A 4860-nucleotide genomic window follows, 5' to 3' on the forward strand; every position below is an offset into this window, starting at 1 on the left:
GGACCCGCCAATGCTGCTCCGGATGTGGTCGGCGATCCCTTCGCGCGCGTTTTCCACGGCCGACGCAATGCGCGCGCCGAAGGGTGCCCCCGTTGGCGCAGTCGAAGCCGGAGCCAACAGCTTTGGATCGCCCAGGAAAAAGCCGCTGCCGCCGATGCCGCTAAAGTAGCTGTCGAAGGAAAAGTCATAGCTGTCCGGGCGTACCGGACCGGTCGGCGGCAGCAGCTTGGCATAGCCGGTCAGCATCGACCCTGCCGTCATGCCGGACGGGATCCTGCGCGCCGACAGCCGAACGCGGTCCGGCGCGTAGCGCAGCGTCGGGTGCTCGGTGGACATGAGATCGATGGTCAGCCGCACACGGCCATTGGCCATCGCTTCGGCGGTGACCAGGCGGCCGGTCAGCCGGGTCTGGATTTCGGACCCCAGCATCGGGGTCGCCATCCGCCAGGTCTCCACCTTGGCCGAGAGGAAGCCGAGCGCGCAGAAAAGCGATGCCATGAAGACAAGGTGCGTTTTCTGCCAGGAGCGCGACACCGCCGCGCAGACAGCCATCAGCGCCACCGCCGCAAGCGGCCTGTAGAGATCAGGCTCGGTGCTCAGCGAGAAGTAATAGATGACGCCGGCGGCCAGGAACACCGGCACCAGCAGAAAGCCGACGCCCCGGTCGATCTCGGTGCTGGCAGCGACCGCAACGCTTCGCCGCAGCGCGGGAAGCGAAACGCTGCCGAGCTGTTTGCGGATCCGGCCGCCGCCGGCTGTTGGCGAGACCGGCAGTACTGCGCCGTGGCCATCAGGCAGATGCTCGGCTGGTGCGCGCGGCTGCGGAAGCTGAATCGGCGGCGCCTCTTGGGGCTCGGCATGGGCAAACATCAGGCGCTCGCTGACGCCAGCTGTCGTTTCCCCGCCCTCCTCCGTACCCCGGCCACGTCCAGCCATCGGGTCTGCCCCTTGCGCCCCAGACCGCCTATGCTACATGAACGCGCAAAGCGCGAAAGCCCGCGCGAAATATGCCGTCTCAGCGCGCTTCTTCGAGAGTTCCATGTCCGACAAGGTCGTCACCCGTTTTGCCCCCTCGCCCACAGGCTACCTGCATATTGGCGGGGCGCGCACGGCGCTGTTCAACTGGCTCTATGCCAAGCACACCGGCGGCACGATGCTTTTGCGTATCGAGGACACCGATCGCGAGCGCTCCACCGAAGCCGCCACGGCCGCCATTCTGGACGGATTGACCTGGCTTGGCCTTTCCTGGGATGGCGACGCCGTCTCCCAGTTCGAGCGCGCCCCGCGCCATCGCGAGGTGGCCGAGGAGCTCGTGCGCCTGGGCAAAGCCTATTACAGCTATGAGACGCCGGCGGAGCTGGAGGCGATGCGCGAGGCGGCGAGAGCCAAGGGCCTGCCGCCGCGTTATAACGGACAGTGGCGCGACCGCGATCCCTCCGAGGCGCCGGCAGGCGTCAAGGGCGCCATCCGCATCAAGGCGCCGACCGAGGGCGAGACGGTCGTCCATGACCGCGTGCAGGGAGAGGTGCGCTTTCCCAACAAGGATCTCGACGACTTCATCATCCTGCGCTCGGACGGCAACCCGACCTACATGCATGCCGTCGTCGTCGACGACCACGACATGGGCGTCACCCACATCATCCGCGGCGACGATCACCTGACCAACGCCGCGCGCCAGACCGTGATCTACAACGCCATGGGCTGGGCGGTGCCGTCGATGTCGCATATCCCGCTGATCCACGGCGCCGACGGCGCCAAGCTGTCGAAGCGGCACGGCGCGCTGGGCGTCGAGGCCTATCGCGCCATGGGCTATTTGCCGGAAGCCTTGCTCAACTATTTGGCGCGGCTCGGCTGGAGCCATGGCGACGACGAGGTGATGTCGATCGAGGACATGATCGCCTGGTTCGACATCGGCGACGTCAACAAGGGCGCTGCCCGCTTCGACTTCGCCAAGCTCGAGGCGCTGAACGGCGTGCATATGCGCAAGATGGACGATCGCGCGCTGTTCGATATCTTCGTCGCCACTCTGCCCTATCTTGAAGGGGGTCCGGCGCTCGCCGCAAAGCTCGATGACAAGCGCAAGGCGCAGCTGCTTGCCGCTATGCCCGGCCTCAAGGAGCGGGCCAAGACCCTGGTGGAGCTGGTGGACGGCGCGGCTTTCCTGTTTGCCGGGCGGCCACTGCTCCTGGACGAGAAGGCAGCGGGCTTGCTCAGCGCGGATGCGCGCGCGATTCTGCGCGGCGCGCATGGCGCGTTGTCTTCTGTCCAGGGCGAGTGGAGCGCCGCCTCGGCGGAGGCTTCGATCCGCGAGTTCGCGCAGGCTGGCGGATACAAGCTTGGCGCGGTGGCCCAACCACTTCGAGCCGCGCTGACCGGCCGCAGCACATCGCCCGGCGTGTTCGACGTGCTGGCCGTGCTGGGCCGCCAGGAAAGCCTGGCGCGCATTGGAGATCAAATCGATTAGGAGCGGACTGGCCCAAGAAGATTGGCATTGAAAGGTGTGTTTCGCAGTGCAACATTAGGCCTTGGCCCAATTGGCACGCACCTCCTAAAATGCGGTGGCGAGTTCGCGCATTCCGGTGACTTCGACGTGTCGTTTGCAGGAATTGCTTTGCCGGCATGAGGATACAAAGGGAGTTTGAGAATGAGCGAAGCTGCGACAAAACTGGAACCGGGCAGCAAGGCGCACGAGTCGACCGCCAGGCTCGAACTCGCCGGCAAGACCCATGAATTCAAGGTGCGAAGCGGGTCGACTGGGCCTGACGTCATCGACATCGGCGCGCTCTACAGCACCACCGGCGCCTTCACCTACGACCCCGGCTTCACCTCCACCGCAAGCTGCGAGTCGGCAATCACCTTCATCGACGGCGACGCCGGCATCCTCTTGCATCGCGGCTATCCGATCGACCAGCTTGCCGAACATGGCGACTTCCTCGAAGTCTGTTACCTCCTGCTCTACGGGGAACTCCCGACCAAGGCGCAGAAGGAGGATTTCGACTATCGCGTGACGCGTCACACCATGGTGCACGAGCAGATGTCGCGCTTCTTCACCGGCTTCCGCCGCGACGCGCACCCGATGGCCGTCATGTGCGGCGTGGTCGGCGCGCTGTCGGCCTTCTACCACGACTCGACCGACATCTCGGACCCGTATCAGCGCATGGTCGCCTCGATGCGCCTGATCGCCAAGATGCCGACCATCGCGGCGATGGCCTACAAATACCATATCGGCCAGCCCTTCATTTATCCGAAGAACGATCTCGGCTTCGCCGCCAATTTCCTGCACATGTGCTTTGCCGTGCCGTGCGAGGAGTACAAGATCAATCCGGTGCTTGCGCGCGCCATGGAGCGCATCTTCATCCTGCACGCCGACCACGAGCAGAACGCCTCGACCTCGACGGTTCGCCTCGCCGGCTCTTCCGGCGCCAATCCGTTCGCCTGCATTGCCGCTGGCATCGCCTGCCTGTGGGGCCCGGCGCATGGCGGCGCCAACGAAGCGGCGCTGAACATGCTGGGCGAGATCGGCCATGTCGACCACATCCCGGAGTTTATTGCCCGGGCCAAGGACAAGAACGATCCGTTCCGGCTGATGGGCTTCGGTCACCGCGTCTACAAGAACTACGATCCGCGCGCCAAGATCATGCAGAAGACCGCGCATGAGGTGTTGGGCGAGCTCGGCATCAAGGACGATCCGTTGCTCGACATCGCGATGGAGCTGGAGAAGATCGCGCTAACCGACGCTTACTTCATCGAAAAGAAGCTCTACCCGAACGTCGACTTCTATTCCGGCATCACGCTGAAGGCGCTGGGCTTCCCCACAACCATGTTCACCGTTCTGTTCGCGGTCGCGCGCACCGTCGGCTGGATCGCGCAGTGGAAGGAAATGATCGAGGATCCGCACCAGAAGATCGGCCGCCCGCGCCAGCTCTACACCGGCGCCACCGAGCGCGACTACGTGCCGATTGCGAAAAGGTAATTGAGCGAATAGCGAGATAGCGAGTAGCGAATAGGGGAAGAAGACAAACCGATAGCCCCCACTCGCTATTCGCTACTCCCTATTCGCTCTCTTGATACACCCCATCGCAACTTCCGCGGCGATATCGCCGGAGGGCCGTTCAGTCGCCATGCGGCGGGCAATTTCGGCAAAGCCCGCCTTTTGCCAGGCGCGCATGCCGGTGTCGGCAAACAGGGCCTCAAGTTGCCGGGCAAGGTTTTCCGGCCGTACATACTGGTCGTAGAATTCCGGAATCAGCGTGCGGTCGGAAATCAGGTTGGGCAGCAGGGCCGACCAGGTCGTCACCATATGCTGCAGCAACTGGCGCGCAATCGGGTCCAGCTTATAGCAGGAAACCATCGGAACGCCTGCAAGCGCCAACTCGAGCGACACCGTTCCAGACGCGATCAATGCCGCATCGGCCTTGCCGAAGGCCTGCCATTTGCGCTCCGGCTCGATGATGATTTCCGGCTTGTCGTCCCAACTGGCGACCGAGGCCTTCACCAGCTCGGTGACATGCGGCACCGTCGGCAACAGCAGGCGCAGGCGATGGCCGCGTTGGCGCAGCGCCGACATCGCCTTGCCGAACGGTTCCATCAGCCGGCGGACCTCGCCGCGGCGCGAGCCGGGCAGCACCAGCACCGTCTTGACACGGTCGTCGGAGAGGTCGCGCGGCTGGCTCTGCGCCTTGGCGGCGCTAAGCACGCCCGGATCCCGCGTCAGCCGGTGACCGACATAAGTGCCCGGTGGTCCGCCGAGACGGGCAAGCGCCTTCACCTCGAACGGCAGGATGCACAGGATATGGTCGACATAGGGCTTCATCGCCACCGCCCTGCCCGGCCGCCAGGCCCATACGCTCGGGCAGACAT

At 64.6% G+C, this 4860-nt stretch carries 3 protein-coding genes and 1 pseudogene; 2 read left to right on the forward strand and 2 right to left on the reverse strand.

All coding sequences use genetic code 11. From position 1 onward, the window contains the following. Window positions 1-936: pseudogene (locus tag EOA27_RS22120) on the reverse strand (competence protein); the annotation flags it as partial. Between the two features lie 103 nt (window positions 937-1039). Between EOA27_RS22120 and gltX the strand changes: the two are divergent. Next, entirely contained in the window at window positions 1040-2464 is a 1425-nt protein-coding gene (gltX, locus tag EOA27_RS22125; RefSeq protein ID WP_126082658.1) for a glutamate--tRNA ligase, read from the forward strand. A gap of 180 nt (window positions 2465-2644) precedes the next feature. Further along, window positions 2645-3973, forward strand: coding sequence for a citrate synthase (gltA, locus tag EOA27_RS22130; RefSeq protein WP_126060753.1), 1329 nt, complete (start codon window positions 2645-2647; stop codon window positions 3971-3973). 72 nt (window positions 3974-4045) lie between these two features. Here the strand turns inward: gltA and EOA27_RS22135 are convergent. Next, a partial coding sequence (locus EOA27_RS22135; RefSeq protein ID WP_127257175.1) for a lipid-A-disaccharide synthase occupies window positions 4046-4860 on the reverse strand: 815 nt, incomplete at its 5' end.

Source organism: Mesorhizobium sp. M2A.F.Ca.ET.037.01.1.1, from assembly GCF_003998075.1.
In the GTDB taxonomy this organism is placed as follows: Bacteria; Pseudomonadota; Alphaproteobacteria; order Rhizobiales; family Rhizobiaceae; genus Mesorhizobium.